Genomic DNA, 25,805 nt, shown 5'->3' on the forward strand with positions numbered 1-25,805 from the left:
CCACCGGCGGGCCTTTTCGCCACCAACGCCAAGCCGATTAAGGTTCGGCTAAGCTAAATGGAAGAGGATCTGAGACCGGCCGTCGTCATCAAGTTCGGCGGCCACGCCATGGTCGACGCGAGTCTGCAACGGGCTTTCGCCCAGGACGTCGTGGAGTTGCGGCGCGAGGGTCTGCGCCCGGTCGTCGTGCACGGGGGCGGCCCGCAGATCAGCGCGATGCTCGACCGCCTCGGCCTGGAGAGCCGCTTCGAGGCGGGTCTGCGGGTGACCACCGCGGAGACCATGGACGTCGTCCGCATGGTGCTCTCCGGCCGGGTCCAGCGCGAACTGGTGGGCCACATCAACAGCCATGGGCCGTACGCGGTGGGCATGACCGGCGAGGACGCGCACACGTTGACGGCCGTACGGCGGCCCGCCTGGGTGGACGGCGCACCGGTGGACATCGGCCAGGTCGGTGACATCGTGGAGGTGAACCCGGCCATGGTCCGCACTCTGCTGACGCGAGGTCACATTCCGGTGGTCTCCCCCGTGGCCCGGGGCACGGACGGCCAGGTCTACAACGTCAACGCCGATCTCGCCGCCTCAGCCCTGGCCGTGGCGCTCGGGGCGGAGCGACTGGTGATCCTCACGGACGTGGCGGGCCTGTACGCCGACTGGCCGCGCAGCACCGAGGTGATCGGGCGGCTGACGGCGGGCGCGCTGGACGGGCTGCTGCCGGATCTCGCGCGCGGCATGCTGCCCAAGATGGAGGGCTGCCTGCGGGCCGTGCGGGGCGGGGTGGGCCGGGCGGACGTGCTCGACGGCCGGGTGCCGCACGCGGTGCTGCGGGGCGTCCTCGGCGAGAACGGCGCCGGCACCACCGTGGTCCCCGACGCCCGTGCGGACCACGTCACAAGCACGATCTGACGCGAAAGGCGCCGGACCGGACGCGGATGAGCGTCCGGTCCCGGCGCCCCGGCTCACACGGTCCGGGCGAGGATCAGCGCGTTGCGCCGGGGGTCGAGTGACTCCGCCCACGGGCGCGGGGCCTGACGTGCCGTCGCGGGCGCGAAGCCGTACCTCCGGAACAGCCGGCCGCCGCCCGTGGTCGCGGTGAACAGGGCGCCGAGCGACTGGGTGTGCGCCAGGGCCAGCGCGGTCCGCAGGAGCGCCCCTCCAACGCCGCGCCCCTGCCGGCGCCCGGCCACGCAGAAGTTGTACAGGACGCCCGCGGAACCCCGCTCCCCCGCCGCGTACACCCGCAGGCCCACACAGCCCTCCAGCCGGCCGCCGGGCGCGACCGCGACGAGGAATTCCGTCGCGCGGGCGGCGTAGAGGGTGTCGGGCCGCTCGCGGAGCTCGCCCGACCGCACAAAGGGCCGGGAGAGCTCCGCGAGCCCGGCGGCGTCGTCGGCTCCGGCGGTACGGACGCGGGGCGCCGGTTCGCGGGGCGCCTGCGGGAGGGACGGGGGCGGTGGGACGGGGCGCGGCGTGGCCGTGGTCAAGACGTTCCTTCCTCGGTTCCACGAGACAGGAGCGCTCCGGCGGCTCGTCCCGCCGGAGCGCGTCGGGAGCGGAGGTCAGGCGTCCATCGATGCCGCGAGCGACCGGGGACGCAGATCGGTCCAGTTGGCCTCGACGTAGGCGAGGCACGCCTCGCGCGTGTTCTCCTCGAAGGCGACCGTCCAGCCTCCGGGCACCTCGGCGAAGGACGGCCACAGGGAGTGCTGGCCCTCGTCGTTCACCAGGACCAGGAAACGGCCTTCGGGATCGTCGAACGGGTTGGTGCTCATACGGGCAGTGCCTCCTCGGGCCAACGGGCCGGTGACGGCCGCGTCGAGAGTGCGCGTCGGTTCAACAGGAGTGGACAAAGTAAGGTTAGCCTCACCAAACCATATCTGAGCTTAGCTTTCCCCTTTCCCCCCGGCACAAGGAGCCTCTCTGGCGCCCCCGGCGATCGAACGGGCCCGGCATGACCGGACTCGCCACCGGCCGCGCGGCCGACACCGGGAGCCCTTTCGCCGGGTTCGGCCTGCCCGGCGCGCCCGGGCCGCCGATCGAATTCCGGGCTGGGCACCGCACTCCGGGGGGCCGTGCCCGAGCCCTGCCTGCCCTAGAACCTGCTGCTGGTTCCGTCAGTGACCGGCCGGGCCTCGTCCGGGGCGGACTTGAGGCCGCGGTCCAGCAGCGAGTCCAGGATCTCGCCGACCCTGATCGCGGTGTTGGACAGCAGGGCGGAGGTGATGCCGTGGGTGTGCTCGGTGCCGCCCTGGAGGTAGATCCCGCAGTTCAGTGCGGCGTCGGTGGCGATGCGGTAGTCCCGTTCGACGCGGACCCGGCCCTCCTCGTCGCGCAGGCAGTGCTCCCCGACCTCGCCGAGGAGGCCGAGGGGGTCGGCGGGGCTGTAGCCGGTGGCGAAGACCACGACCTCGGCGTCCAGAAGGGTCTCCTCGCCCGTGACGAGGGACTTCACCGTGGCGCGGACCTTGTCCGGGGTCTCCTTGACCTCGGTGAGGCGGGACACGTTGAGGAAGCGCAGCCGCTCGGTGCCGAGCACCTTCTCCTGGTACATCTGCCGGTACAGGCCGTCGATCAGGTCGATGTCGACCACGGAGTAGTTGGTGTTGCCGTGGTAGTCCATCAGCTTGCGCTTGACGGGCTCCGGTGCCGCGTAGAACTCGTCGACCGCGTCCGGGTCGAAGATCTTGTTGGCGAAGCTGCTGTCGTCGGCGGGGCTGTAGCCGTAGCGGGAGAAGACGGCGCATATCTCGGCGCCGGGGAAGCGGCGGTGCAGATAGGCCACGTTCTCGGCGGCGCTCTGACCGGCGCCCACGACGACGAAGCGGGAGGGCGAGGTGCCGTCCAGTTCGCCGACCCGGGCCAGCAGTTCGGAGTTGTGCCAGACCCGGTCGCCGCGCTCCACGCCTTCCGGCAGGAGGGGGCGCAGCCCGGTGCCGATGACGAGGTTGCGGGCGCGGTGGACGGTGAGCCCCTCCCCCGACCGGACCGTGACGTCCAGGAACTCCACGGCGCCGTCCCGGACGACCTGCGTGACGCCGACGACCTCGTGGTCGTAGGAGACCGTGCCGGCGACCTTTGCGGCGGCCCACTCGAAGTACTCGTGGAACTCGACCCGCAGCGGAAAGAGGTTCTTGTGGTTGATGAAGTCGATCAGGCGCCCCTTGCTCTTCAGATAGCAGAGGAAGCTGTACTCACTGGACGGGTTGCGGAGCGTCACCAGGTCCTTGAGGAAGGAGACCTGCATGGTGGCGTCGTCGATGAGCATCCCGCGGTGCCAGCCGAAGCGGGGCTGCTGCTCGAAGAATTGAGCGGTCACCGCTCTCTGCGTCCCGGAGCGCGCGTTGTGCTCACTGATCGCGATGGCCATGGCCACATTGGACGGGCCGAAGCCGATGCCAATGAGGTCGTGGACCGTTGGTGCGTCGCCAGGACGAGCCTGTGACATGTCACTCCCATCGTGCGGGGAAGCCGCCTGTCGGATGTGGGGAACGGGCGAAATTACGGGCACGCCGACGGAGCGACCCGACAAACTTAGGTGAGCCTAAGCTAATCCGTCAACGCTGTCGACGGGCCGGATTCGGACAGCCCCGCCACCGAATCGCCCCAACTGAAGCACCTTATGCGCCTGTTGCGAGATAAGGTAAGCCTTGCTTTACTGAGCCCGCTCTGTTTCTACGTCGAGGAGGAACCCCATGCGGGTCGTCATGTTCGGTTACCAGACCTGGGGGCACCGCACCCTGCAAGCCCTCCTGGACTCCGAGCACGACGTGGCGCTGGTGGTGACCCACCCCAGGAGCGAGCACGCCTACGAGAAGATCTGGAGCGACTCCGTCGCCGACCTCGCCGAGGAGCACGGCGTGCCCGTGCTCGTCCGCAACCGGCCCGACGACGACGAGCTGTATGAGCGGCTCAAGGAGGCCGACCCCGACGTCATCGTGGCCAACAACTGGCGGACGTGGATTCCGCCGCGCATCTTCGCGCTCCCGCGCCGGGGCACCCTGAACGTCCACGACTCGCTGCTGCCGAAGTACGCGGGCTTCTCGCCGCTGATCTGGGCGCTCATCAACGGCGAGAGCGAAGTGGGCGTCACCGCGCACATGATGAACGACGAGCTGGACGCGGGCGACATCGTCCGCCAGGAATCCGTCCCGGTCGGGCCGAGGGACACCGCGACCGACCTCTTCCACAAGACCGTCGACCTCATCGCCCCGGTCACCACCAAGGCACTCGCGCTGATCGCCGACGGGCAGACGGAGTTCACCCCGCAGGACCGCTCGCAGGCGACCTTCTTCCACAAGAGGTCCGAACAGGACATCCGGATCGACTGGAACTGGCCCGCCGAGGACCTGGAACGCCTGGTGCGCGCCCAGTCGGCGCCGTACCCCAGCGCCTTCGCCTTCCACCGGGGCAAGCGGATCGAGGTCGTCGCCGCCGTCGTGTCCGAGGGCCGTTACGGCGGGACACCGGGCCGGATCTTCTACCGCGAGGGCGAGGGCGTGGTGATCGTGGCCGGGGCCGACGCCCGCACCGGCCGCAACCACGGCCTGGCCATCACGCGGGTACGGACCGAGGACGGCCGGGAGCTGCCCGCGACGGAGTACTTCATGTCCATGGGCGGCTATCTGACCAGCCGTCCCTGACCTGGGAGCGGTCACGACACCTGCCGGGGCGGCCGCACGGGACGCCTACCCCGAGGGGCCCCCGGGCGAGCGGCCGTCCACGAGGATGCGCAGCGGGGGCGGCCCCGTGGCCGCCCCTCGGCAAAGGGCGTTACGCCTTCCCGGGCCGGGTACGGGGCAGCCGCGTCGCCGCGGCGGCGGCGAACAGGCAGAAGCCGAGCACCCACCGGAAGGTGTCGCCGAACGCCGGGGCGACGTCCGTGCCATGGGCGGCGAGCCGGTTCTGCAGGATCACGGCCAGGGCCGCGGTGCCGACCGAACCGCCCACGGTGTTCAGCAGGTTGAGCGCCCCGGCCGCCCGCGGGAGTTGTTCCGGCTCGATGCGGCTGTAGACGATGTTCATCACGGGCGCGCCCACCATCGACATCCCGAAGCCCCGCACCACAAGCGCCGAGGCGATCACCGCGTCCGGGACGCCGTGGCCGAGCCAGGTGAACGGGGCCGTCCCGAGAAGGACCAGGACGACGCCGGACACCACCAGACTCCTCGGCGCGACCTTGCTGATCGTCCGGTTGACGAGCACCGACCCGGCCGCCGCGCCCAGCCCCTGGGGGGCGAGCAGTAGCCCGGCCTCCCACGCCGACATGGACCGGCCCGACTGGAAGTACAGCGGCAGCAGGAACATCGTGCCGAACACCGAGGCCCCGAGCACCACCAGCGCGAGGGCGGCGGCGCCGAAGGGCGGCCGGGTGAACAGCCGGGGGTCGACCAGCGGGGTGCCCCGGGTCCGCAGCCCGTGCACGGTGAACGCGGCCAGCATCACCAGGCCGGCCGCCACGCCGACCGTGGCCGGGAGCGGGCGGCCGTGGGCGACCTCGGTCAGCCCGAACACCAGCACCGCGAGGCCGGGTGAGAGCAGCAGGGCGCCGCGCAGGTCGAACGCCGTCCGGTGCGGCGCCGGGGGCACCACCGGCACGTAGCGGCGCGCGAGCAGCACCGCCGCGCCACCGATCGGCAGGTTGATCAGGAACAGCCAGGGCCACGGCGCCACGGCGAGGACGGAGCCTCCGGCCAGCGGTCCGAACACCGGGGAGAGCAGCGGGACGACGGCGACGATGCTGATCACCCGCCCGGTGCGCCCCGGCCCCGCGACACGGGCCAGCAGCGCCTGGCCCGTCGCGGGCAGCAGCCCCCCGCCCAGGCCCTGGACCACGCGGAAGACGATGAGGCTGGTCACCGACCAGGCCGTGGCGCACAGCACCGAGCCGAGCAGGAACACGCCCACCGCCGCCAGCCAGGTCCGCCGGCCGCCGAACCGGCCGGCCAGCCAGCCGGACGCGGGTACGGCGGCGACGATCGCCAGCAGGTAGGCGGTGGAGACCCACTGGATCTCGGCGACGGACGCGTCGAACTCCTCGGTCAGGCGGTCGAGTCCGACGCTGACGATGGTGGCGTCCAGCGAGGCCATGAACGTGCCGAGGACCAGGATGAACGCGATCCGCAGCAGGCTCTTGTCGACCCGGTCGGCGGGCGGAGCGCTCGGCTCACTCATCGGTTCTCCAGGAGACCGCGCACGTCCTCGTCGAGGTGCTCGTCCAGGGTGCGGAGCAGGTCGAGCAGTTGCCCGGCGAGTCCGTCGACGTCCGTGCCGGCCCGGTGGGCGAGCACGCCGCTCCAGCCGTCGCCGTCCGGCATGACGGTCAGGGTGGCGGGGTGGTGCGTGGACTCGCGGAAGCGGGTGGCGAGCACGGTCAGGCCGGGGGCGGGTTCGCGCAGGCGCTCCGGGTCGACCGGGTAGTTCTCGAACACCACCATGCTGTCGAACAGCCTGCGCCGCCCGGTGATCCGCTCCAGGTCGGACAGGGCCACGTGGTGGTGTTCGACCAGTCCCCGCTGGCGGGTCTGAAGGTCGGCGAGCACGTCGGCGAGCGTGCCCTCCAGCCTCGCCCGCACCGGCACGGTGTTGGCGAGCAGCCCGATGATCTCCTCCACCCCCTCCAGCTCCGGGGGACGGCTGGAAACCATGGCGCCGAAGCACACGTCCCGGTGGCCGGACCGCCGGGCGAGCAGCACCGACCAGGCGCCCTGCACCAGGGTGTTCGGGGTCAGTCCGCGCCGGGCGGCGAGCCGGGTGAGGCGGTCCACGAGTGCCGCGTCGAACGTGATGACCTCGGGCTCCTGCCAGGCCGGGCCGCTCTCACCGCCGCCCAGGTAGTCGCCCTCGGGCAGTCCGTCGAGTTCGGCCGCCCAGGCGTCGAGGCCGGGCTCGTGTCCCGCGGCCCAGCTCAGGTAGTCGGCGAACGGGACGGGGGCCGGCAGGTCCGGTGCCGCGTTCCGGGTCCTCGCCGTGTACAGGGCGAAGAGCTCACCGAGGATGCGCGGGGCCGACCAGCCGTCGGAGAGCGCGTGATGGCTGGTCAGGACGAGGTCGGCGCGCTCGGGGCCCAGCCGGATCACGGTGATCCGGTAGAGCGGGCCCTGCGCCAGGTCGAAGGGTTCGGCGAGGTCGGCGGCCAGCACCTCGTCGGCCGGTGCGTCGGTGACCCGGAACTCCGGCCGGGGCGACTGCGGGATCACCGCGAGCGAGGCGGGGAACACCGCGCCCAGGTTCGGGTGCCGGGCCAGCAGGTCGCCGCCCGCCGCCCGCAGCGCGTCCGTGTCGAGCCGGCCCGCGAGCGAGAACACCGACTGCACGGTGTACGGGTCGGGGCGCTCGGTGCGCGAGTGCCGCAGCACCACCTCCTGCAAGGGGCTGAGAGGCTGGACTGCGGCGACCGGCCGGTCCCCGAGCGCACTGATCTCGGGGGCGGCGGCGACCCGCAGCAGCGCGGTCCGCAGGTGCTGGGCCAGGTCCTCGATCTCCGCGCCGGTGAACAGCGCGGCCGGCCAGGTGATCCGCATCCCGAGCGCGTCGTCGCGCACCAGGGCGTTGACCATGAGGCTGTACGGCAGGGGCATCGCTGCGGAGCCGTTGGAGCCGAGCGGGTCGGCGTCCGGGGCCGGCTGCCAGGGCGTCTCGCCGTCCGGGGCACCGGGGTACTGGCCGAGGTAGTTCCAGGCGATCTCCGGCCGTACCGGGTCGAGCAGCCCTGCCGTGGTGAGGATGCCGTGTCCGAGGCCGTCGCCCTGGGCGCGCAGCCGCTCCCGGACCGCCCGCACGTCGTCGTCCGCGTCGAGCCGCACGGGGTGGATCGCGGTGAACCAGCCGACGGTCTGGGACAGGTCGACCTCGCGCGGCCGGCCGTGGCTCTCCAGGGCGACCAGGAGTTCCGGCGCGCCGCGCCACTCCCGTACCGCCTGGGCGAGCGCTGTCAGGAGCACGGCGTCCGGGGTGGTGCGGTGGGCGGCGGGCAGGGTCGTGATCAGGGCGCGGGTGGTGTCGGCGTCGAGCCGGATCTCGTGGTGCGCGGCGGTGTCCACGGTGTCCCGGGCGGGGTCGAGCGGCCGGGTGAGCGGCTCGGTGGCCGTCATCCGCCGCCAGTGCGCGAGTTCGCCGCGCCGGTCGGCGTCGCGCAGGGTCCGGGCCCAGCCGAGGAACGACTGGCCGTGCCGGGTCAGCTCGCCGCCGCCGTGGGCGTGTTCCAGGTCGTCCAGGAGGATGCGCCAGGACACCCCGTCGACGACCAGGTGGTGGGCGATCAGGACGAGCCGGCCCGGGCGGGCGGGCCCCGCGTCCACCCACACCGCGCGCAGCAGCGGTCCGGAGCGCGGGTCCATCGCCTGCCGTGCCGCGTCGATCGCGGCGTCCGCCGCGGCGCGCGGGTCGCCTTCGGCCGGGACCCGGATCAGGACGTCGGCGCCGGTCACCTCGCCGGCCGGCGGGATGTGCAGCACGTCGTCGCCCAGGCGGGCGCACAGCACGTCGTGCCGGGCCAGCAGGGCGTCGAGGACGGCACGCCAGGACGTCTCGTCGCCGCCCGGCGGTACGCAGACCTCCACCCACTGGCAGAAGCCGTCGGCGGCCTGCCCGGAGCGGTTGAGCAGGTCCCGCATGACCGGGGTCAGCGGGGCGTCCCCCACCGCCGGGGCGGCTTCGCCGGCCAGGGCGCGGGCGCGGGCCGCGATACCCGCGACCGTCTCGCCGTCGAACACGTCCTTCGGGGTCAGTCCGAGCCCCTGGCGGCGGACGCGGGAGACCAGCTGGAGGGAGACGATGCTGTCGCCGCCGATGTCGAAGAAGTTGTCGTCGGGGCCGATGTCGTCGCGTCCCAGGACGTCCCGGAACACGGCGAGCAGCAACGCCTCGGCCTCGGTGGCCGGTTCGCGCCGGGCGGCGGACACGACGGCGGGGGCCGGCAGGGCCGAGGCGTCGAGCTTGCCGCTGGGGCTCAGCGGCAGCCGGTCGAGCGGGACGAGCGCGGTCGGCACCATGTGGTCGGGCAGCCGTTCGGCGAGGTACGCGCGCACCTCGGCGGTGTCCAGGTCGGCGTCGTCGGTCGGGATGACGTAGCCGACGAGCCGGCCCTCGCGCATGACGACGGCACTGGCGCGGACGTCGGGGTGGCCGGTGAGGGCGGTCTCGATCTCGCCCAGCTCCACGCGGAAGCCGCGCACCTTGATCTGGTGGTCGGCACGGCCGAGGAACACCAGCTGTCCGTCCTGCCGCCACCGCACCAGGTCGCCCGTGCGGTACATGCGGGTGCCGGGCGGGCCGTACGGGTCGGCGACGAACGCGCCCGCGGTCAGGCCGGGGCGGCCGAGGTAGCCGCGGGCCAGGCTGGGCCCGCCGAGGTAGAGCTCGCCGGTGACGCCGACGCCGACGGGCTGGAGTCCGCCGTCGAGCACATAGGCGCGGACGTTCGGGTCGGGGCGGCCGATGGGCAGCGGTCCGGCGTCGTCCGGGTCGTAGTGCCAGGTCGTGGAGTTGATGGTGACCTCGGTGGGCCCGTAGGCGTTGAACAGCGCCCTGCGGCCCCGCCCCCAGCGGTGGGCGAGTTCCGGGTCGAGCCGTTCGGCGCCGACGACGAAGAACACGTCGGGGTCGACGGTGCGGTCGTCGGGCATCGCGGCCAGGAACGACGGGAGGAGGTTCACCCCGGTCACCCGGTGCTCCACGATGTAGTCCAGGAGTTCGTCACCGGGTACGCGCACCTCCTCGGGCGCGATGACGGACGTACCGCCGGACAGCAGCGGCACCATGGTCTGCCAGAACGCCACATCGAAGCCGGTCGAGGCGAAGTGCAGGTAGCGGTCGTGCTCGGTGACGCCGACGACCTCCTCCTGGAGGGCGATCAGGTCGGGCACGCCCCGGTGGGTGACGCCGACCCCCTTGGGCCGGCCGGTGGTCCCCGAGGTGTAGATGACGTACGCGAGGGCGTCGTCGGTGAGCCGGGCCCGGGCGTCGGCCGGGTCGGTGTCGGGTACGGGGGCGAGGGTGGCCGGGTCGTCCAGGCGCAGGACGGGGATGCCGCGGTCGACGGGCAGTTCGGCACCGGTCGTCACGGCTGCCGCCGGGGCGATGTCGTCGAACATGTACGCCAGCCGCTCGCGCGGGTAGCTCGCGTCCATCGGCACGTACACCGCGCCGGCCTTGGCCACCCCGAACAGGGCCACGGTCATCTCGACGTCCCGGCCGACGAGGACCGCGACCGGGTCCTGCGGCCGTACGCCGTGCGCGATCAGCGCGTGGGCGACCCGGTTGGCCTGCCGGTCGAGTTCGGCGTAGGACAGGCTGCGGTCGCGGCAGACCAGGGCTTCGGCGTCGGGCTTGCGCCGCACCCAGGCGGCGAACTCCTCCAGCCAGTGGCCGCGGTCCTTGACGGCGACGGTCTCGGTGCCGGTACGCAGCATCAGGGCGCGCTCGCCGGCGTCGAGGGCGGGCAGCGCGAGTGCGGGCCGGGCCGGGTCCTCGGTGATCTCGCGCAGCAGGTTGTGCAGCCAGCGGCCGTAGTCGCGTACGGTCTCCTGTTCGAAGGCGCGCGGCTGGTAGCCGAGGCCGATGGTGATCTCGTCGCCCGGGATCACGATGACGGTCAGCGCGTAGTGCGTGGCGTCGGTGATGTCGACGCCGGTCAGGTCGAGTCCGGGGGCGAGGGGGGTGCGGGTGCGGCTGGAGAGCGGGAAGTTCTCCATGACGAGCATCGTGTCGAAGAGTTCGCCGATGCCGGCCGCGCGCTGGATGCCGGGCAGGCCGACGTGGTGGTGTTCGGCCAGGGCGACGCTCTCGGCGTGCACCTCGGCCATCAGGTCGCGCACGGTGCGGTCCCGGGTGTACCGGACGCGGACCGGGACGGTGGTGCCGAGCTGGCCGATCATCGACTCGACGCCGTCGACCTCGGCGGGCCGGCCGGAGACGGGGCAGCCGAAGACGACGTCGCGGCGCCCGGTGAGCCGGCCGAGCAGCAGGCCCCACGCCGTCTGGAGGACCGTGGTCAGGGTGACGCCCTGTTCGCGGGCGAAGGCGCGCAGCCGTTCGCTGAACTCGCGGTCCAGTGCGACGGTCTCGCGGCCGGGCCGTTCCACACCGGTTCCGGTGCTCGCGGGTGCCAGCCGGGTCGCGTCGTCCACTCCGGCGAGCGCCTGGCGCCATGCGGTGAGCGACGCCTCCTCGTCCCGGCCGGACAGCCAGCGGAAGTACTCCGACAGCGGCGGGGAGACGGGTGCGGCGGGGCCGCCGCCGAGCTCGGCGTAGAGGGCGAGCAGGGTGCGGCCGACGATCGGCATCGACCAGCCGTCGAGCAGGGCGTGGTGGTTGGTGATGACGAGCTTGTGCTCGGCGGGCCCGACGCGGGAGAGCAGGAAGCGGATGAGCGGTGGGCGGGCCGGGTCGAAGGGGCGCTCCAGGTCGGCGCGGGCCGCTTCGGGGAACCTGTCGTCCTGCCGCCATTCCAGGGCGACTTCGGCGGGAATCACCTGGACCACGTCGTCGCCGGCGGTGCCCAGGTAGACGCGCAGGGCGGGGTGGCGGCGCAGCAGTTCGCGGGCGGCGCGGGCCATCCGGTCCGGGTCCAGCTCGCCGGAGAGGGTGGTCACGGCCTGGACGACGTAGACGTCGGCGTCCGCGTCGTCCCGGACCAGGGTGTGGAAGGACAGCCCGAGCTGGAGCGGGGTGGCGGGCAGCACGTCGCTGATCCGGCCGGTGCGCTCCAGCGCGTCGATGGCGTCCTGGCCGAGGCCGACCAGCGGCAGGTCGGAGGGGGTGAGCCCGCCCTCGGTGTGCAGGGCGTGCGCGGCCAGCGCGTCGAGGGCCGCGGCCCAGGCGTCCTGGAGTGCGGCCACGGCGTCGGGGCCGATGACCCCGGTCGCGGCGGTCCACTCGACGGCGAGCCGGGGCTCGTCGCCCTCGTGGACGAAGCAGTTGAGGGCCAGCACCTGTTCCAGGGCCTTGGCGCCGGGTTCGGTCACCGAGAAGGCGTCGTGCTCGGGCAGCCGCCACTCGCCTGCGGGCAGCGCGGCGAACCGGCCCAGGTAGTTGAGCAGGACGTCCGGCGGCGGGGTCGCCGCGAGTTCCGGGCCGGCCTCCGGGTCGAGGTGGCGCAGCACCCCGTAGCCGACCCCGGCGTCGGGGACGGCGCGGCGGGCCTCCTTGGCCGCGCGCAGCGTCTCGCGTACGTCGTCGCAGGCGGGCACGCGTACCGGGTACTCGCTGGTGAACCAGCCGACCGTGCGCGACAGGTCGAGGTGTTCGCGGCCGTGGCCCTCCATCGACACGGTGAGCGCGTCGCCGCGCAGGCCCCAGCCGCGCAGGGCGAGGACGAGTGCGGCGAGCAGGACCTCGTCGACGCCGGCGCGGTAGGCGGCGGGCAGGGTGGTCAGCAGGGCCTCGGTGGCCTCGGGCGAGGCGGTGGTGACCGACCGGTGGGCGGTGGCCACGGTGTCGCGCGCCGGGTCCAGGGGGCGGGCGCCCAGCCGAGTCGCGGATTCCAAGGCGGTGCGCCAGTGGCCGAGTTCGGTGCGCCGTGCCCCGGACTCGCCCTGTTGGGCGAGGACCGTGGCGTGCCGCCGCCAGGAGGTGCCGACGGGGTCGGGGGCGCCGCCCGCGCAGGCCGTGTGCAGGTCGGGCAGCAGGATGCGCCAGGACACGCCGTCCATGGCGAGATGGTGCACGACGACGACCAGCCGGTCCGCCGCTTCGTCCCCGGTGCGCAGCAGGGCGGCGCGCACCAGGTCGCCGGTGCGCGGGTCGAGTTGCCCGGCGAGCCGCTGTGCCAGGGCGGTCACCTCTTCGCCGCTCACCTCCTCCACGGCGGCGCGGACCGTGCCCCGGGGCAGGACCTCCAGCCCTTCGGCGACCCGCAGCCGCAGGGCGTCGTGGTGGTCGAGGAGGGTCTGCACGCCCCTGGTCAGGTCGTCCCGGGTGAGCGTGTCGATGTGCAGGGCGGTCCACTGGGCGTATCCGGCGACCGTGTCGATGTCCGGGTGCGGGTCGAGCAGGCCGCGCACGATGGGCGGGGCGGGGACCGGGCCGACCGGCTCGTCGGCGGGGACCGCGGCCTCGTCCAGCAGTGCGGCGGAGGCGGCGAGCGCGGCGAAGGTGCGACGGGCCAGCAGGTCCCTCGGCCGCAGCCCGAGGCCGAGCGCGCGCAGCCTGCTGCTGACGGTGATCGCGGTGATGCTGTCGCCGCCGAGGGCGAAGAAGTCGTCGTCAACGCCGACCCGTTCGACGTCGAGCGCATCGGCGAGGACGGTGCACAGCAGCCGTTCGCGCTCGGTGCTCGGCTCCCGGCCGCCGCCGGGCAGCGCGGGTGCGGGCAGGGCGGCGCGGTCGAGCTTGCCGTTGGGGGTGACGGGCAGGCGGTCCAGGACCACCACGGCGGCCGGCACCATGTGTTCGGGCAGCCGTTCGGCCAGGCGGTCGCGTGCCTCGTCGCCGGTGACGGACGCGGACACGATGTAGCCGACGAGCCGGGACGAGAGGACCCGGGCGGCGGCCGCGGTGACGCCGGGCAGCGCGGCGAGCGCCTCCTCGACCTCGCCGGTCTCCACCCGGTGGCCGCGGATCTTGACCTGTCCGTCGCCCCGGCCGCCGTACTCCAGGCCCCGGCCGGGCACCCAGCGGGCCAGGTCGCCGGTGCGGTACATCCGCTCGCCGGGGGCGCCGAAGGGGTCGGCGACGAAGCGTTCGGCGCTCGCGCCGGGCCGGCCGAGGTAGCCGCGGGCCAGGTGGGGTCCCGCCAGGTACAGTTCGCCGGCCGTGCCATGGGGCACCGGCCGCAGCGCGTTGTCCAGGACGTAGACCCGGGTGCCGGCCAGCGGGTTGCCGATGGTCGGTTCGCCGTCGTCGATGCGCGCGGTGGTGCTGTCCACAGTCGCCTCGGTGGGCCCGTACATGTTGCGCGCGGTGATCCCCGATGCGGCGACGCGGCGCCACAGCGCGGGCGGGGTGGCCTCGCCGCCCAGGAGCAGCATCGCCGGCGGCAGGTCGAGCAGGCCGGCGTCGATGAGCGGGGTGGCCATCGAGGGGGTGGTGTCCACGATGTCGATGCCGTCGCGGGTGTACGCGGCGAGCAGGGCGTCGGCGTCGCGGGCGGTCTCGGTGTCGTAGACGTGCAGTTCGTGCCCGCACAGCAGCCAGACGAGGTGTTCGAAGGCGGAGTCGAAGGCGAAGGAGTAGGTGTGGGCGGCGCGCAGCCGGCGGCCGGTGGCCCGCTCGGCCTCCGCGACGACGGTGGCCCGCTGGTGGTGCAGCAGGGCGGCGAGGCCGCCGGTGCGGCCGAGTACGCCCTTGGGGCGGCCGGTCGATCCGGAGGTGTGGATGACGTAGGCGAGGTGTTCGGGGTGGCGGGGCCGGGAGAGTTCGGCGGCCGTGAGGGGCGCGCCGGAGAGGCCGGCGGCCTCGTCCAGGAAGGTCTTCCAGGGCAGCCCTTCGACCGTGCCGTCGGTGAGGACGAGCGCGGGGCGGGTGTCCTCGATGAGTTCGCGCAGCCGCTCGGGCGGGTGGGCGGCGTCCAGCGGAAGGAACGCGGCGCCCGCGTCCAGTACCGCGAGCAGGGCGACCACGGCGTCGGCGGAGCGCGGCAGGGCGAGCGCCACGATGTCCTCGGCGCCGACGCCCCGGGCTCGCAGGGCGCGGGCCAGCCGGTGCACCCGGTCGGCCAGTTCTGCGGCGGTCAGCCGTTCCTCGCCGCAGACCAGCGCGGTGTTCCCGGGCCCTGCGGCGACCATCGCGTCGAACGCGGCGGGCACGTCGGCGGGTGTGCCGGGCAGGGCGGGCGGGCTCCACTGGGACAGGAGCCCGTCGACGTCCTCGGCCAGGGCGATCCGGCCGACGGGCAGGCCCTCGGTCAGCCCGGTCAGCAGGGCGCGCATCCCGCTCATCAGACTGTCGACGGCGGCCTGGCCCTTGGAGCGGGCGTCGACCTCGAAGCCGAGCAGCAGCCCGCCGTCGCGGGTCGGCAGGACGCTCAGGCCCATGTCCTCGGGCGGTCCGCCCGCGACGTTGCGCATCACACCGGCCGCCCCGGCGAAGTCGAGTGCCAGGTCGAATGCCTTGAGGTTGACGCCGCGTCCGTGCAGCAGCGCGCCGGCGCCGGGCACGCCGAGGTCGCGGGGCAGGTCCTCGCCCCGGTAGCGCTGGTGGTCGCGCATCTCGCGCATGGCGGTGGCGACCCGCCGGCTCAGCTCGCCGAGCCCGTCGCCGCCGCGCACGGTCACCCGCAGCGGCAGCACGTTGACGGCCATGGAGGGGGTGCGCAGGGCGGCCGAGCCGGTCCGGCACATCAGCGGCAGCGCGAACACCACGTCGGTGCGGCCCAGCATGCGGTGCAGGAAGGCCGCGTAGCCGGCGATCAGCGCCTCGCCCCAGGTGACGCCCTCTCCGTCGGCGAAGGCGCGCAGCCGCGCGGTCTCCTCGGGGCCGAGGACGGCCCGGGCGGTGAGGGTGCGGGCGGGGGCGCCTGCGGCGTCGGGTCCTTCCTGGTCGCCGACGTCGGGCAGCGGGGTGAACCGCTCGACCCAGTACGCGCGGTCCTCGGCGGCCCGGTCGCTCTCGCGGTAGGCCAGGTCGTCGGCGACGAGCCGCGCGAACGCGCCGAAGGTGCAGCGGGGCGGCTCGGTGCCGCGTACCAGGGCGGTGTAGTGGGCGGCGGTGCGGCGGGCGAGGAGGGCGGCGGTGTATCCGTCGAAGACGAGGTGGTGGCCGAGCTGGGTGTACCAGACCTCGCGGTCGGAGAGTTTGATGACGGTACGTGAGCACAGCGGGCGGTCCGTCATGCCCCGGCATGCCTCGGCGAGACGTGCCCGTTCCGCGTCGACGAGCGCCTGGGCCGCCGCGGCGGGATCGGCCTCGGCGCTGACGTCGGCCAGGGGCGGCAGCGGGACCGGGTCCTCGCTGACCGCCTGGCGCGGCCCGTCGGAGGTCTCGTACACCCTGAGCCGCAGGCTCTCGGCCTCCTCGGTGGTGGCCCGGACCGCTTGGGCGAGGGCGTCCACGTCGACCGGTTCGCCGCCGGATATCTCCACCACGTCGCCGACCACGTAGTACGGCGAGTCGGGTTCGATGCGCTGGGCGTTCCAGATGCCCGACTGGGCACCGGTCAGGGGCAGGAGGCCGTCCGAGGACACGCTCGCGGTGCTCAACTTACTCTCCTTGAAGTGTGGGGACGACCATGGGAGTACCGGTCACCGGGTCCGGGACGACGACGCTGGGCAGGTCGAACACGTCCTTGATCAGCGTGGCGTCCACGATGTCCCCGGGGTCGCCCTCCGCGACCACCGTTCCGGCCTTCATGGCGACCAGATGGTCGGCGAACCGGCATGCCTGGTTGATGTCGTGCAGGACCGCGACGACGGTGCGGCCCTCGTTGCGCAGCCTGGCGAGCAGGCCGAGCAGTTGGTACTGGTGGGTGATGTCGAGGAACGAGGTGGGTTCGTCCAGGAGCAGGTAGGGCGTCTGCTGGGCGAGCACCATGGCCATCCAGACCCGCTGGCGCTGTCCGCCGGACAGTTCCTGCACCGGCCTGTCGGCCAGGTCAAAAACGCCGGCGGCGGCCATCGCCCCTTCGACGGCCTTCTGGTCGTCGGCCGACCACAGGGCCAGCATCGACTGGTGCGGGAAGCGTCCCCGGGCGACGAGCTGGCGGACCTTGATGTCCTCGGGGGCCGTCGGGTCCTGCGGCAGGAAGCCGAGCTGTTTGGCCAGTGCCTTGGTGGCGAAGCCGCCGACCTCGCGGCCGTCGAACTCCACCTGCCCGGAGTGCGGCCGCAGCAGCCGTACCAGCGCGCTGAGGAGGGTGGACTTCCCGCAGGCGTTCGGGCCGACGATGGCGGTGAACGCGCCGTCGGGGATGTCGAGGGTCAGCCGGGTGGACACGACCCGGTCTCCGTAGCGCAGGGTGATCTCCCGCGCTGTCAGGCGTGCGGTCACGCGCGCCTCACCTCCTTGGTCAGCAGCCAGATCAGATAGCAACCGCCGATCGCGGTGCTCACGACGCCCACGGGCAGCGCGACGGGCGCCAGCAGCATCTGGGCCAGCAGGTCGGCACCCTGGAGGAGCACCGCCCCGGTCAGTGCGGCCGGGAGCAGGGGTACTCCGGCGGCGCCTGCGAGCCGGCGGCCGATCTGCGGGGCGGCCAGCGCGATGAACGCGATGGGTCCGGCCACGGCGGTCACCGTGGCGGTGCAGCCGACGCCGACCAGGACCATCAGCAGCCGCAGCCGGTCGAGTCCGACGCCGGTCGTCACGGCGATCGGGTCGCCGAGCGCCGCCTGGTGCATGGCGTGGGCCTTCGTGGTCATGAGGGCCAGCAGGACGGCGATCACGGTGAACGGGATGCCGAGGTCGTCCCAGCCCACACCGTTGAGCGAGCCCGCGCTCCAGCCGACTGCGGCGATCGCCACCTCCAGTTCGGCGCGCAGCACGATCCACGAGTTGATCGCGGTCACCATCGCGTTGACCGCGATGCCGATGACGACCAGCCGGAGGCCGGAGAAGCCGTGTTCGAACGAGAGCAGGTAGATGGCGGCCGCGACGACCAGGCCGCCGAGCACGGAGCCGACCGCGAGCTGCGCGGACGTGCCCGACAGTACGGTGATGGCGACCAGGGCGCCCGTGTAGGCGCCGGCGTCGAGCCCGATGACGTCGGGGCTGCCCATGGGGTTGCGGGTGAGGTTCTGGAAGATGGCGCCGGCGACGCCGAGCGCGGCGCCGAAGACGAGGCCGGCCAGCACCCGCGGCAGCCGCCAGTCCCGGATCACCACGGAGTGCTCGGAGCCGGTGAGGACGGCGAACACCCGGCTGGGCGAGGACCATGACGCCCCGTAGCACAGCCCGAGCAGGCCGAGCCCCAGCATCAGGGCGACCAGCACGGCGACGAGCACCGCCGTACGGCGTTCGACGTGGAATCTCAGCACGTTCACAGTGACCCCGCCCCGTAGCGGCGGACCGCCCAGATCAGCATGGGGCCGCCCAGGAACGCGGTCACGATGGCCACCGGCACCTCGCCGGTGGGCAGCAGGACGCGGGAGGCCATGTCGGCGACGAGCAGCAGGATCGGGCCGAGGACCATGGTGTAGGCGATCAGCCAGGGCACCGATCCGGACGCCGGTTTGCGCACCAGGTGCGGCACGATCAGTCCGACGAAGAGGATGGGTCCGGCCACCGCCGTCGCCGCGCCGCTGAGCACGGTGATCAGGACGAGGGTGGCGACTCGGACCCGGCCCACGTCGGCGCCCAGGGTGTGGGCGACGTTCTCGCCGAGAGTCAGGGCGTTGAGCGCCCGGCTCAGCAGCAGCGCACCGGCCAGGCAGACGGCTATCGCGGTCAGCGGCCAGGCCAGCGGTGCCTGTTCGCGGCCGGCCAGGGTGCCGACGGACCAGAAGCGGTAGACGTCGAAGACGTCGGGGAGCATCAGCCGCATGCCGAGGGCGACGCCGGTCAGCACCGCGGTCAGCGCCACTCCCGTGAGCACGAGGCGCAGGGGTGAGCGGCGGCCGACCGCGGCGACCAGCAGCGCCGCGAGCACGGATCCGATGATGGCGAAGCCCAGTTGGCCCGCCTGGCCGCCGGCTAGGCCGAGCGCGGAGCCGATGGTGACGGCGAACCCGGCACCCGCGGTGACCCCGAGGATGCCGGGCTCGGCCAGCGGGTTGCGGGCGAGCGTCTGGATGAGCGCGCCCGCCACGGCGAGCGCGGCACCGACGGCGACGGCGAGCATCGCACGCGGTGCCCGCACGTCCCGCACGATGACGTGGTCGTCGGTGCCCCGGTAGTCGAAGAGTGCGCGCACGACTTCGCCGGGTGCGACGTGGCGGGCCCCGACGCCCATGCTGAGTACGGCGAGAGCTGCCAGCAGTACCAGTCCGCCGACGAGCAGGGCGGTCTGCGGGACGGCCCGCCGGTTTCCCGCCGCATCGGACGCGCGGCCCGCGACGGTCACCGGTTCAGCAGCGGAGCGAGCGACTTGTCGATCGCGTCCAGGGTCATCAGGGCCTCGCCGTAGGTGGCGGCCTCGGTGTAGCGGAACGGGTAGACCTTGCCGGCCTTCACGGCGGGCAGGTTCTTCCAGACCTTGGAGTCCAGGACGTACTTCACGGAGGGCGGGACGCTGCCGTCGGCGTTGACCGAGTAGGTCAGCGCGTCGGCCTCGCGGTATGCCTCGGGAAGCTCTTCGATGGAGGGGTACTCACTGACCGCCTGCGAGCCGGGGCCGGGCTTCTTGACCTTGCCGTAGTAGGTGGCGCCCAGGTCCTCGGCGATGTTGGTGCCCCAGGAGCCGTTGAACTCGCGCTGGAAGGTGCCCTTGGCGGCGTCACCGTACGCACCGACGTGGCCGAGCTTGAGCTTCGGCAGAACGTCCTTGTACTTGGCGGCCAGTGCGGCGGCCTTGGTGTCGTAGGTCTTCTTCTGGGCGTCGAACTGCTTGAGGGCGCCCGCGGCGTCGGCCTGCTTGCGCGAGAGGTCGCGCCAGGCGGAGGGCAGGCTCGGGCCGATCGCGACGACGGGGGCGATGGACTCCAGCCGCTTCACGTCGATGTCGCCGAGCACGGGCGCCGGCACACCGATGACGATCAGGTCGGGCTCGGCCTCGGCGACGGCCTCGTAGTTGGTCTCGGCCGCCTGCTCGCCCGCGATCTTCTTGAGCTTCTTGTAGGTGGCGAGGTCGTCCTTGGTCATCATCGGCTCGCCGCGCTTCCACGAGGAGATGCCGACCAGCGGGGCGTCGGCCTCGATGAGGGCGGGTACGGCGTACCCGGTGGCCACCACACGCTTCGGGTTCACCGGGATGGTGATCTTGCCGTTGTCCGCGGTGAACACCCGGGTCCTGCTCTTCTCCGAGGCGGAGTCGGACCCGCCGTCGGAGGATGACCCGCATCCGGCCAGAACGAGGGCCAGCGCGAGGGCGCCGACCAGGCCGGACGATCTGCGTATGGACATTTACGAACTCCTTGCTACTTAGGTAAGGCTCACCTTAGTTGATGGTCTTTCGGCGGGACAACTCGCGAGTGGCCGACCACCCGGTACAGCCGGGATCAGTCGTCGTGACTGTGGTCGTGGTCGTGATCGTCTTCGTCGAAGTCCGCGACGCCGCGCTTCCAGTAGCCGGTGATGTCGTAGTCGGCCTTGTCCAGGCGCAGTTCGTCGCGGACCCAGCGGCGCAGCGGCTTGATCTGCCCCGCCTCCCCCGCGGCCCAGACATACGCCCGCTCCCCCTCGGGCACGGTGGCCGCCATCGCGGCGCGGGACAGCGCGTCACCCGATCCGGCCGGCCGGCCGCCGCGGTGCAGCCAGCGCACCTCGACGCCCTCGGGCGCGGTCAGCTCGATCTCCTCGCCGGCGTCCGCGACTTCGATGAACGCCCAGCCCCTGGCGGCCGGGGGCAGTTCCTCCAGCCGGCGCGCGATGGCGGGGAGCGCGGTGATGTCCCCGACGAGCAGGTAGCGGTCGTAGGTGTGCGGGACGATCAGCCCGCCGGGCGGCCCCGCGATGTGCACGGTGTCGCCGGGCTGGACCTTGCGGGCCCAGTCGGAGGCGAGGCCGCCGTCGTGCGCGGCGATGTCGATGTCGAGTTCGCCCGTGACGGGGTCGTAGCGGCGCACGGTGTATTCGCGCGAGGTGGGCGCCGGCCTCGGCCAGCGCAGCATCGATCCGTTGCGCTCGGGCAGACGCAGGGTGCCGTCCGCCTCCGGAAAGATCAGCTTGACGTGTTCGTCGGGTGCGTGGGCCTCGAATCCCTCGGTGCCCGCCCCGCCCAGGGTCACCCGCAGCAGCCCCGCGCCGACCGTGCCCGTACGCACGATCTCGGCCTCCCTGATGCCGATCGGGTAGCCGACCTTCTCGGCGTGCAGACCGGCCCGCACCTGCGCGATCCGTTCCAGGTGCCGGTCCCGGTGGTCGACGCGGCTCATGCGGCCTCACCCGCCAGCAGCGCCTGCCAGTGGCCAAGTTCGGGCAGCTCGAAGAGGTCGGGGAACTCCAGCTCGGTCGCCCCCGCCGCACGCCAGCGCTCCACCAGGACCATGATGCGCATCGAGTCGAGTCCGAGGTCGACGAGATTCTCCTCGGGCGCGATCTCGGTGGGCTCGCAGCCCAGTAGTTCCGCGATGTCGGCCCGGACACGCTCGGGCGACAAGGTCTGGCTCATCGGACGACTCCTTCAGGGGTGAGCACCGACGGGTGGGTCGGAGCGGCGGTGGCAGCGGGTACGGGCCCGGCGGCGGGCAGCGCGAACGGCCGTGCCGGACAAGGGGTTTCGCGGGAGATGGCGGCGCGGCTCGTCCCGCCGGGGGCGCGGGGCGGCTCGCGGCGGGGGCGGACGGCGGCCTCGGGGCGCACGCTCCGGACCCGCACGGGCTCAGGGGGTACCGGCGTCAAGCTCGGCCGTGCGGACGGTCCCGACCACCGGGCCACCGTCCCTCACCTTCCACGCCCACACGAAGTCCCCCTCAGGCCCAGGCAAGGCTAACCTAACATCGACTTGTGCGGCACAGGCACCCCTTCCGCCAACCGGACATCCACCGCACGGAGTTCAGGCGGGCAGCACCGGAAGCTTAGGTTACCCTCACCTAACCTACCGTAGGGCGCCAGGCCGCGTGAAGGCCCACGCCCCTCCTGCGCGGTTTCCGTCCCGGCATGTGAGCCGGGACGCTGCGGACGGAGGCGACCCCTTAGGGTGGCCGGTGCAGCTGGTTCGCCCTGTCCGCCAGACAAGCGCGTCGTAAGAGGGAACCCGGTGGGAATCCGGGACTGCCCCGCAGCGGTGAGTGGGAACGACCGCCGTCATACGCACTGGACCGAGTCCGATCCGGGAAGCGACGGCCAGTAGGAGTCCGCCCCTGGCGGATGTGCCCGCGAGTCCGAAGACCTGCCCGTTGCCCGCGCACGACCACTCGTGTGCGGATATCCCGGTGACCTCGTGGGCGGGTCGGCGTGCATACCTGACGGAGAACCCGCACCGTGTGTGTCCGGGCCCGTCCGGTTCGTCATCCCTTCGCGCCCGCGTCCCGTCCCGGGATGTTCAGGAGTCATCTCGCGAAGGAGATTTCCGTGACATCCAAGCCCGCAGCCGCGGCAGCACGGGCCACCGTGTACGGCTACCCCCGACAGGGCCCGGACCGGGAGCTGAAGAAGGCGGTCGAGGGGTACTGGAAGGGCCGGGTCACCGCCGGTGCCCTCCGGGAGACGGCGGCAGAGCTGCGCCGGTCCAACTGGCGCCGACTGGCGGACGCCGGCATCCACGAGGTGCCCACCGGTGACTTCTCGTACTACGACCACGTCCTGGACACCAGCGTCATGGTCGGGGCCGTTCCCGGGCGGCACCGGGATGCCGTCGCCTCCGACTCGCTCGGCGGGTACTTCGCGATGGCCCGGGGGACCCAGGACGTGGCCCCGCTGGAGATGACCAAGTGGTTCGACACGAACTACCACTACTTGGTCCCCGAGCTCGGCCCGGGCACCGTCTTCACCGCCGACTCCACCAAGCAGGTCGGTGAGCTGAAGGAGGCTCTCGCACTCGGGCACACCGCCCGGCCCGTGCTCGTCGGCCCCGTCACCTATCTCCTGCTGGCCAAGCCCGCCCCCGGGGTGGCCGCCGACTTCGAACCGCTCACCCTGCTCGACCGGCTGCTGCCGGTGTACGCGGAGGTGCTGGCCGATCTGCGCGCCGCCGGTGCCGAGTGGGTACAGCTGGACGAGCCCGCGCTCGTCCAGGACCGCACCCCGGCCGAACTGAACGCCACCGCCCGCGCCTACCGCGACCTCGGCGCCCTCACCGACCGGCCCCAACTGCTCGTCGCCTCCTACTTCGACCGGCTCGACGAGGCCCTTCCCATCCTGGCGAAGGCCCCCGTCGAGGGTCTGGCGCTGGACTTCACCGGCGCCGCCGCGGCCCATCTGGAGGACCTCGCTGCCGTAGGCGGGCTCCCCGGCAAGCGGCTCGTCGCGGGCATCGTCAACGGCCGCAACATCTGGATCAACGACTACGAGAAGTCCCTCGCGACCCTCGCCACGCTCCTCGGCCTCGCGGGCCGGGTCGACGTGGCCGCGTCCTGCTCGCTGCTGCACGTCCCGCTGGACACCGCGCCGGAGAAGGACATCGACCCGGAGGTCCTTGGCTGGCTGGCCTTCGCCCGGCAGAAGACCGCCGAGGTCGTCACCCTGGCGAAGGGGCTGGCCCGGGGCACCGAGGCGGTGGCCGCCGAGCTCGCCGCCAACCGCGCCGCCCTCGCCTCCCGCGCAGGCTCGCCGATCACCCGCGACCCGGCGGTACGCGCACGCGCCCGGGCCGTCGCGGACGCGGACGGCCGCCGCTCCCAGCCGTACACCGAACGCGCCGCCGCCCAGCGCGCCCACCTCGGGCTGCCGCTGCTGCCGACGACGACCATCGGCTCCTTCCCGCAGACCGGCGAACTGCGCACCGCCCGCGCCGACCTGCGCGCCGGCCGCATCGACACGGCCGGTTACGAGAAGCGCATCCGGACCGAGATCGGCGAGGTCATCGCCTTCCAGGAGAAGACCGGCATCGACGTCCTCGTGCACGGCGAGCCGGAACGCAACGACATGGTGCAGTACTTCGCCGAACAGCTCACCGGCTATCTCGCCACCCAGCACGGCTGGGTCCAGTCCTACGGCACCCGTTACGTCCGCCCGCCCGTCCTCGCCGGGGACATCTCTCGCCCCGAGCCGATGACGGTGCGCTGGACCTCGTACGCCCAGTCGCTCACCGAGCGTCCGGTCAAGGGCATGCTGACCGGCCCGGTCACCATGCTCGCCTGGTCCTTCGTCCGCGACGACCAGCCTCTCGGCGACACCGCCCGCCAGGTCGCCCTCGCCCTGCGCGACGAGGTCGACGACCTGGAGGCGAGCGGCACTTCGGTCATCCAGGTGGACGAGCCCGCCCTGCGCGAGACCCTGCCGCTCAGGGCCGCCGACCACGCGGACTACCTGGCCTGGGCCACCGAGGCGTTCCGGCTCACCACCTCCGGGGTACGGCCGGACACCCAGATCCACACCCACATGTGCTACGCCGAGTTCGGCGACATCGTCCAGGCCATCGACGACCTCGACGCCGACGTCATCAGCCTGGAGGCCGCCCGCTCCCACATGCGGGTCGCCCACGAACTCGCCGCACACGGCTATCCGCGTGAGGCCGGGCCCGGCGTGTACGACATCCACTCCCCGCGCGTGCCGAGCGCCGAGGAGGCCGCACAGCTCCTGCGCACCGGCCTGAAGGCCATCCCCGCCGAACGGCTCTGGGTCAACCCCGACTGCGGTCTGAAGACCCGCGCCTGGCCCGAGACCCGCGCATCGCTGGAGAACCTGGTCGCCGCGGCCCGTACCGTCCGCGACGAACTGCCCGCCTCCTGACCGGGAGCTGAGCGGAAGGCCGGGACACCTGGGTGCGAGCGCGGCTCAGGTGTCCCGGCCGTCCGTGCCGTCGGTGCCGGCCGGGGTGAAGCGGACCGGGGCCCAGGGGTTACGCGGGCCCGCCCGGCAGGACGGGCAGTGCGGCCAGGCGGCGGTGCAGGTAGCCGCCACCCCAGGCCAGCTGGGACAGCGGCACCGCCGGGGCCAGCCGGTGCCAGCGGCCGAGCAGCCGGGTCAGCGCCACGGTGAGCTCCAGCCGGGCGAGCCCCGATCCGGGGCAGTAGTGCGGGCCCAGGCCGAAGCTCAGATGGCGGCTCGCGGTGGACCGGCCGGGGTCCAGTGTGCCGGGGTCGGCGTGGCAGCGGGGGTCGTGGTTGGCCGCCGCGACGGACAGCAGGACACCGCTGCCCGCCGGGATCACCGTGTCCCCGAACCGGATGTCCTCCAGCGCGAGCCGTTTGGTGCCGAAGGAGCCCGGGGTGTCCCAGCGCAGCAGCTCGTCCACCGCGCGCGGGATGCGTTCCGGCTCCTCGCTCAGGCGCTGCTGCACCTGCGGGTGGGCCAGCAGCGCCACCACGCTCATGCCCATCGCCTGCACCGTGCTGTCGAACCCGGCGAGCAGCAGCATCGCGAGGAGTGAGGCCACTTCGTCCTCGCTCGCGCCGCCCTGCTCCTGCCAGGCGGCCAGGACGCGGGAGACGAGGTCGTCGCCCGGTGCGGCGGACCGGCGGGCCATCTCTCCGCGTACGAAGGCGTCGACACGGGTGACGCTCGCGTCCACCTCGGCGGCGGAGCGGCCCGTCTTGTCCGCGAGGAGCGCCACCGGCTCGTACAGGGCGGCCCGTTCCTCCTCGGGGACGTCGAAGACCTCGCACAGCGACCGGAAGGCGAAGGGGCGGGCGAAGGCGCCCATCAGCTCGATGGGGCCGCGGCCGCGCGCCGCGTCCGCCGCGTCGAGGAGTTCGGCGGCGGCCCGCTCGATCCGCTCGCGGTGGGCGGCCATGCGTGCCGGGGTCAGGGCGGGCGTCGCCAGGCGGCGGATGCGGGTGTGGTCCGGCGGGTCGTAGTTGACGAGGGTCAGGTCCAGCGCGCGCCGGCGCACCCCGGGGTCGGGCGTGCGGCCGCCGCTCAGGGAGAGGCGGGGGTCCATGAACCCGGCCCGTACGTCCTCGGCGCGGGTCACCAGCCACGCCGGGCGCCCGGCCGGTGTCCTGACCCGGGCCACCGGGCAGCCGCTCTCCCGGATCTCGGCCAGTACCCCGGCCGGCCGGCGCACGAACGCGCCCCCGAGCGGCTCCGGCAGTCGCGGTCGGCCGGCCCGCACGGGAGCGCCGGCCGTGACAGCGGGTTCGGTGTCCATGCGGAGCCGTCCTCTCACGTCGCGGTGTGTGCGGCGCACACCGTAGGGACGGCGGGTTGCCCGCCGGTTCGGCCCCGGTGCGGTT

The 25,805-nt window shown here is 73.2% G+C and carries 15 protein-coding genes and 1 riboswitch; of the genes, 3 read left to right on the top strand and 12 right to left on the bottom strand.

Annotated features, from left to right (window positions below):
- Positions 1 to 57: 57 nt before the first annotated feature.
- Positions 58 to 906, top strand: a complete 849-nt coding sequence (gene argB / locus E6R18_RS19395) for an acetylglutamate kinase (RefSeq protein ID WP_136318159.1) — start codon at positions 58 to 60, stop codon at positions 904 to 906.
- A 53-nt stretch (positions 907 to 959) separates the two neighbouring features.
- On the opposite strand, the gene E6R18_RS19400 is transcribed toward argB, so the two are convergent.
- The 3 genes from E6R18_RS19400 to E6R18_RS19410 form a co-directional block, all read right to left on the bottom strand.
- The gene (locus E6R18_RS19400; protein WP_136318160.1) at positions 960 to 1,484 is read right to left on the bottom strand and encodes a GNAT family N-acetyltransferase; all 525 of its coding nucleotides are present in this window, start codon (positions 1,482 to 1,484) and stop codon (positions 960 to 962) included.
- Positions 1,485 to 1,559: 75 nt separating this feature from the next.
- Entirely contained in the window at positions 1,560 to 1,772 is a 213-nt protein-coding gene (locus E6R18_RS19405; RefSeq protein ID WP_136318161.1) for an MbtH family protein, read from the bottom strand.
- A gap of 320 nt (positions 1,773 to 2,092) precedes the next feature.
- Positions 2,093 to 3,445, bottom strand: coding sequence for a lysine N(6)-hydroxylase/L-ornithine N(5)-oxygenase family protein (locus tag E6R18_RS19410; RefSeq protein WP_136318162.1), 1,353 nt, complete (start codon positions 3,443 to 3,445; stop codon positions 2,093 to 2,095).
- 247 nt (positions 3,446 to 3,692) lie between these two features.
- On the opposite strand from E6R18_RS19410, the gene E6R18_RS19415 reads away from it, so the two are divergent.
- Entirely contained in the window at positions 3,693 to 4,640 is a 948-nt protein-coding gene (locus tag E6R18_RS19415; protein WP_136318163.1) for a methionyl-tRNA formyltransferase, read from the top strand.
- Between the two features lie 130 nt (positions 4,641 to 4,770).
- Here E6R18_RS19415 and E6R18_RS19420 read toward each other — a convergent pair whose 3' ends face one another.
- The 8 genes from E6R18_RS19420 to E6R18_RS19455 all read right to left on the bottom strand — a co-directional run bounded on the left by E6R18_RS19420 (position 4,771) and on the right by E6R18_RS19455 (position 21,139).
- Positions 4,771 to 6,171 (bottom strand): DHA2 family efflux MFS transporter permease subunit, encoded by a 1,401-nt coding sequence (locus E6R18_RS19420; RefSeq protein ID WP_136318164.1) that lies wholly within the window; start codon positions 6,169 to 6,171, stop codon positions 4,771 to 4,773.
- A complete protein-coding gene (locus E6R18_RS19425; protein ID WP_136318165.1) occupies positions 6,168 to 16,136 on the bottom strand; it encodes a non-ribosomal peptide synthetase in 9,969 nt (3,322 codons plus the stop codon). The genes E6R18_RS19420 and E6R18_RS19425 overlap by 4 nt, the downstream gene beginning before the upstream one ends.
- A 1-nt stretch (position 16,137) precedes the next feature.
- Positions 16,138 to 16,923 carry an ABC transporter ATP-binding protein gene (locus E6R18_RS19430; protein WP_136318166.1) on the bottom strand — a complete coding sequence of 262 codons (786 nt, stop codon included), beginning with the start codon at positions 16,921 to 16,923 and terminating at the stop codon, positions 16,138 to 16,140.
- Positions 16,920 to 17,915, bottom strand: coding sequence for an iron chelate uptake ABC transporter family permease subunit (locus E6R18_RS19435; protein WP_136318167.1), 996 nt, complete (start codon positions 17,913 to 17,915; stop codon positions 16,920 to 16,922). Before E6R18_RS19435 ends, E6R18_RS19430 begins: the two co-directional genes overlap by 4 nt.
- On the bottom strand, positions 17,912 to 18,934 hold the full coding sequence (locus tag E6R18_RS19440) for an iron ABC transporter permease (RefSeq protein ID WP_136318168.1): 1,023 nt from the start codon (positions 18,932 to 18,934) through the stop codon (positions 17,912 to 17,914). Before E6R18_RS19440 ends, E6R18_RS19435 begins: the two co-directional genes overlap by 4 nt.
- Complete coding sequence (locus E6R18_RS19445) at positions 18,931 to 19,932, bottom strand: ABC transporter substrate-binding protein (RefSeq protein ID WP_136318169.1); 1,002 nt, start codon at positions 19,930 to 19,932, stop codon at positions 18,931 to 18,933. Before E6R18_RS19445 ends, E6R18_RS19440 begins: the two co-directional genes overlap by 4 nt.
- 95 nt (positions 19,933 to 20,027) lie before the next feature.
- The gene (locus E6R18_RS19450; protein WP_136318170.1) at positions 20,028 to 20,903 is read right to left on the bottom strand and encodes a siderophore-interacting protein; all 876 of its coding nucleotides are present in this window, start codon (positions 20,901 to 20,903) and stop codon (positions 20,028 to 20,030) included.
- Entirely contained in the window at positions 20,900 to 21,139 is a 240-nt protein-coding gene (locus E6R18_RS19455; RefSeq protein WP_136318171.1) for a phosphopantetheine-binding protein, read from the bottom strand. Before E6R18_RS19455 ends, E6R18_RS19450 begins: the two co-directional genes overlap by 4 nt.
- A gap of 525 nt (positions 21,140 to 21,664) precedes the next feature.
- Positions 21,665 to 21,882, top strand: a riboswitch (cobalamin riboswitch).
- Between the two features lie 159 nt (positions 21,883 to 22,041).
- Between E6R18_RS19455 and metE the strand changes: the two genes are divergently transcribed.
- A complete protein-coding gene (metE, locus tag E6R18_RS19460) occupies positions 22,042 to 24,360 on the top strand; it encodes a 5-methyltetrahydropteroyltriglutamate--homocysteine S-methyltransferase (protein ID WP_136318172.1) in 2,319 nt (772 codons plus the stop codon).
- Between the two features lie 109 nt (positions 24,361 to 24,469).
- Here the strand turns inward: metE and E6R18_RS19465 are convergent, their stop codons facing one another.
- Positions 24,470 to 25,720 carry a cytochrome P450 gene (locus E6R18_RS19465; protein WP_136318173.1) on the bottom strand — a complete coding sequence of 417 codons (1,251 nt, stop codon included), beginning with the start codon at positions 25,718 to 25,720 and terminating at the stop codon, positions 24,470 to 24,472.
- Positions 25,721 to 25,805: the final 85 nt, after the last annotated feature.

It is taken from the genome of Streptomyces sp. A1277, from assembly GCF_004795015.1.
GTDB lineage: Bacteria > Actinomycetota > Actinomycetes > Streptomycetales > Streptomycetaceae > Streptomyces.